General features: G+C 42.4%; 5 protein-coding genes and 1 pseudogene. 5 read left to right on the forward strand and 1 reads right to left on the reverse strand.

Annotated features, from left to right (window positions below; all coding sequences use genetic code 11):
- The 5 genes from ACOTX5_RS26215 to ACOTX5_RS26235 all read left to right on the forward strand — a co-directional run.
- The coding region (locus ACOTX5_RS26215) for a hypothetical protein (protein ID WP_394605996.1) at window positions 1-195 on the forward strand (195 nt) is incomplete at its 5' end.
- 567 nt (window positions 196-762) lie between these two features.
- The gene (locus ACOTX5_RS26220; RefSeq protein ID WP_032442682.1) at window positions 763-1,092 is read left to right on the forward strand and encodes a type II toxin-antitoxin system RelE/ParE family toxin; all 330 of its coding nucleotides are present in this window, start codon (window positions 763-765) and stop codon (window positions 1,090-1,092) included.
- Window positions 1,073-1,354, forward strand: coding sequence for a helix-turn-helix domain-containing protein (locus ACOTX5_RS26225; protein ID WP_000780222.1), 282 nt, complete (start codon window positions 1,073-1,075; stop codon window positions 1,352-1,354). Before ACOTX5_RS26220 ends, ACOTX5_RS26225 begins: the two co-directional genes overlap by 20 nt.
- 242 nt (window positions 1,355-1,596) lie before the next feature.
- Window positions 1,597-2,022: a hypothetical protein gene (locus ACOTX5_RS26230; RefSeq protein ID WP_024198578.1), complete on the forward strand. Its 426-nt coding sequence runs from the start codon at window positions 1,597-1,599 to the stop codon at window positions 2,020-2,022.
- Window positions 2,023-2,038: 16 nt separating this feature from the next.
- Complete coding sequence (locus ACOTX5_RS26235; protein WP_050858821.1) at window positions 2,039-2,902, forward strand: toll/interleukin-1 receptor domain-containing protein; 864 nt, start codon at window positions 2,039-2,041, stop codon at window positions 2,900-2,902.
- A 320-nt stretch (window positions 2,903-3,222) separates the two neighbouring features.
- Here ACOTX5_RS26235 and ACOTX5_RS26240 read toward each other — a convergent pair.
- Window positions 3,223-3,402, reverse strand: a pseudogene (locus tag ACOTX5_RS26240) (transposase domain-containing protein); the annotation flags it as partial.
- Window positions 3,403-3,502: the final 100 nt, after the last annotated feature.

Consider the following 3,502-nt stretch of genomic DNA (forward strand, 5'->3'; position numbering starts at 1 on the left):
TACGGCCCACAGAATGATGTCACGCTGAAAATGCCGGCCTTTGAATGGGTTCATGTGCAGCTCCATCAGCAAAAGGGGATGATAAGTTTATCACCACCGACTATTTGCAACAGTGCCCTTTTGGTTTATCTTTTAATTACTTACGTAATAAAAGATAAACCAAAAATATATATACCTTACTGTTATCCCCTTTAAAAAGTGGATAACCGAACAACATCGGCGCAAACGCCTCAAAAGTAGCTCCCCACGCTAAAGCGCGGGGCATTTAGATCGGAATCCTTCGAGGGCTAACAGCTCGCCTGTTAGCCCTCGAAGGATTGGACAAATCCGGCCACGCCGGATGCGTCAGCAAATATCGCTAAACGATTTGCTAACACGCTCGTAAGCGGCTCTTACGACCCGCTAACGCGGAGATACGCCTCAACTGCGGCTTCGCCTTGTTGTGACCACTCCGACCGCGCACAGAAGCCTCTGAGCCGCTTTTAGTGGGTATAGCTTTACAGGGTGAAGGGATGGATAGGCGATCCCTTTCGATCCCTCATTGGTATCGGCGGTTAACCCTCAGTGCTACCCGTCATTTCATCCTGCCGCCTTACATGCGCTGACGCGCATAAATCCCCGTTCCTCAGTGGAACGAAAACTCACGCTAACAGTGTAGTAACTGGGTAGCCGCGATAACTGCCAACAATATTAGCTTACAGGTTAATTTTTCCTTGCCTGGAATTAGCCTATAGGTTAATATTAATGAAAATGGGAGGTCATATGTTTAGCGTCGTTTATCACCCGGAAGCTAGGGAAGAAGCCACAGCATTACCCGTAAAAATCAGGGTGAAATTTGACCGTCTCATCGGCAAGCTGGAGTATGACGCCCGATTACTGCGGGAGCCGGATACGAAGCCCCTGGGCGATGGACTGTTTGAGATCCGCACGATGGGGACGGACATAGCTAGGGGCATCTGGGTATACCACAAAGGCAATACCATCATCATGCTCCGGGTTTTCATCAAGAAGTCACAGAAAACGCCAGCGAAAGAAATCGATCTCGCCAAAAAGCGGTTAGCGGAGGTACTTAATGAAACTGGTAAGTCATAAAGAACTGCATAACGAGTGGATGCAGGACGATGAATATCGCGCTGCATGGCAGGAAGAAGAACGCAAGGAGAAGCTCAGAGAGCTACTTGCGGAATGGCGTAAACATGACAACCTGACAAAAGCGCAGGTTGCTGAACGCATGGGGGTTACACCTCCGGTTATTTCCCGCCTGGAAAACAACATCACCAAAGCCAGCATCGACACACTGACCCGCTACGCTCACGCCTGCGGCATCAAAAAACCTGTCATTGCCCTGTACTGAACAACAGCCCTCCGGGGCTGGCCTTTTTGTTTTGACCAGTCCCAAAATTTTGTCAAAGCTCAGTGAAAATGTCCAATCACTGGCTCGTTAGAAATGTCCATATGTTGAAAAGGCCGCTGCGAAAATCTCTCCCGCAGCGGCCTCTTTAGCATAACGTTATTGTGCGAACCATCATTCTGATTAAACGGTGTTTATGCTACCTTTTCTGTATGTCTCTCTATGTACATGCGGCAGGTCAAAAAGTGAACATTATTGAATCTAAAATTGCTGGGTTAGGGTTCCTACAGGCGATCATAGCTAGAATGGCTAATAATTCGTTTTATATTAAAGGATGGGACCTAACATTATTTGTTGCAGTTGTTGCGTTAAAAAAGGATGCATCCCAATATTCAGGTTATTTACTTCTTGCGTTAATAGTGAGCACCATAGCGTTCTGTTTATTGGATGCTTATTATCTACAACAGGAGAGGATTTTCAGGAAGATATATAATTACTTAGCTGAATCAAATTCAGAATCTATTAACTATTTTAGCATAAACCCTGTGCTATACAAAGATATACTAAAGGGTGAAATGCTTTCATATAGAAGCTCATTAATTTCTACATCTATTCTTCTTTTCCATATACCAATGTTTGTTGCTGTTTTTATCTTTTTCGTGTTATTTTAAATAAAGGATATTAATCATGCTACATGCCTTAAACTTTTCAATACCTGATGATTCTTTTCTATTGGATGGTACTTATTCGACTACATTAACAGAGGAGTTAAAACTTCAAAATCCGATAAGTAAAATTAGAGAATCAATAACAAAATCAGATGGTTGCAATGATTCTATTGATAATTCTATTAATTATGAAGAATTCAAAAGAATCTGGTTCCCTGATGTAAATGCACATGTTTTCATTTCCCATAGCCATGTGGATAAAGCTAAGGCAATAGCCTTGGCAAACTTTTTATTTTCAAAGTTTGGCATTCGTTCATTTGTTGATTCAGAAGTGTGGGGGTATATGGATGATGCACTCCGTGAACTAAATAATAAGCACAATAAGTTTCCGGGGCAAGAAAATACTTATATTTATGAGCACTGCAATAAACTTGCAAGCAATTTAAATATGATACTTTCATCTGCATTAATAAAAATGATACATGAATCTGAATGTCTGATATTTATTAATACAATCGACTCATGCGTTCGTGATGGGGATGAGTTTAGAACCCAATCTCCATGGATATTCACTGAGTTATTAATGAGTTCAATGCTTGAAAAGAGCGAACATAAAGATCGTCCAACTGAACTGCGCAAATCACTTGATGAATTTCGTGTAGTAGCTGCGAATGAATCATTTGACCAGGCTGTGTTTTCATATCCATTATATTTACGACACATGCATAATGTAACCAATGATAAAATCAATAAAATCAATGCGATAAAACCTAGCGGTCTATCTTTCACAACGACCTGTTACAGAGACACTGCACATCACTTTGAAGTCGATGATGTATTCAAAAATTTAGACTCGATCTATAACTTGGTCATTTCTCGTTAATTTTTTTGCTTCTATCCTCTAGGCCATTTTCATGAATGGCCTTTATCTCCAGATACCGCGCAGCGGTTCGGGGTTCTGTGACACCCGAACTTTACCCCGGCTTCCCGACTTTTTCCTTTGTATATAATATCATTGAAGTTAATTGCATTTCCCAGAAATCTTCTCAGGACATGGTTGCAACACAGTGCACATATCGCCATAGGTCAGTGAGTCCGGGGTTTCCTTTCTGATTTGCGTCAAGTTCACCTTTTACCAAAGATGGCCTCAGAGCTCCCCTGAAGCTTTATTATGTAAGCGTTAAGTGAGCGCCGTATTGACGGCTATTTATTGGTGAGATCTACGTTCCATGGCAGAAGCTCTGCCACTTTGTTCGATGGCCACTCCGGCAGCACGCTCAGGATATATCTGAAGTAGGCTTCCGGATCGATGCCATTCAGTCTGCACGTTCCGATTAGGCCATACAGCAGGGCACCACGTTCACTAGACTGGCCCCCTGAATCTCCAGACAACCAATATCACTTAAATAAGTGATAGTCTTAATACTAGTTTTTAGACTAGTCATTGGAGAACAGATGATTGATGTCTTAGGGCCGGAGAAAC

The organism is Enterobacter cloacae complex sp. IR5441, assembly GCF_049238215.1.
Lineage (GTDB): Bacteria > Pseudomonadota > Gammaproteobacteria > Enterobacterales > Enterobacteriaceae > Enterobacter > Enterobacter hormaechei_C.

What these genes read in the sequence shown, in the direction of transcription:
- ACOTX5_RS26220 (WP_032442682.1), top strand. Translation starts at nt 763, where the DNA reads ATGTTTAGCGTCGTTTATCACCCGGAAGCTAGGGAAGAAGCCACAGCA.
- ACOTX5_RS26225 (WP_000780222.1), top strand. Translation starts at nt 1,073, where the DNA reads ATGAAACTGGTAAGTCATAAAGAACTGCATAACGAGTGGATGCAGGAC.
- ACOTX5_RS26235 (WP_050858821.1), top strand. Translation starts at nt 2,039, where the DNA reads ATGCTACATGCCTTAAACTTTTCAATACCTGATGATTCTTTTCTATTG.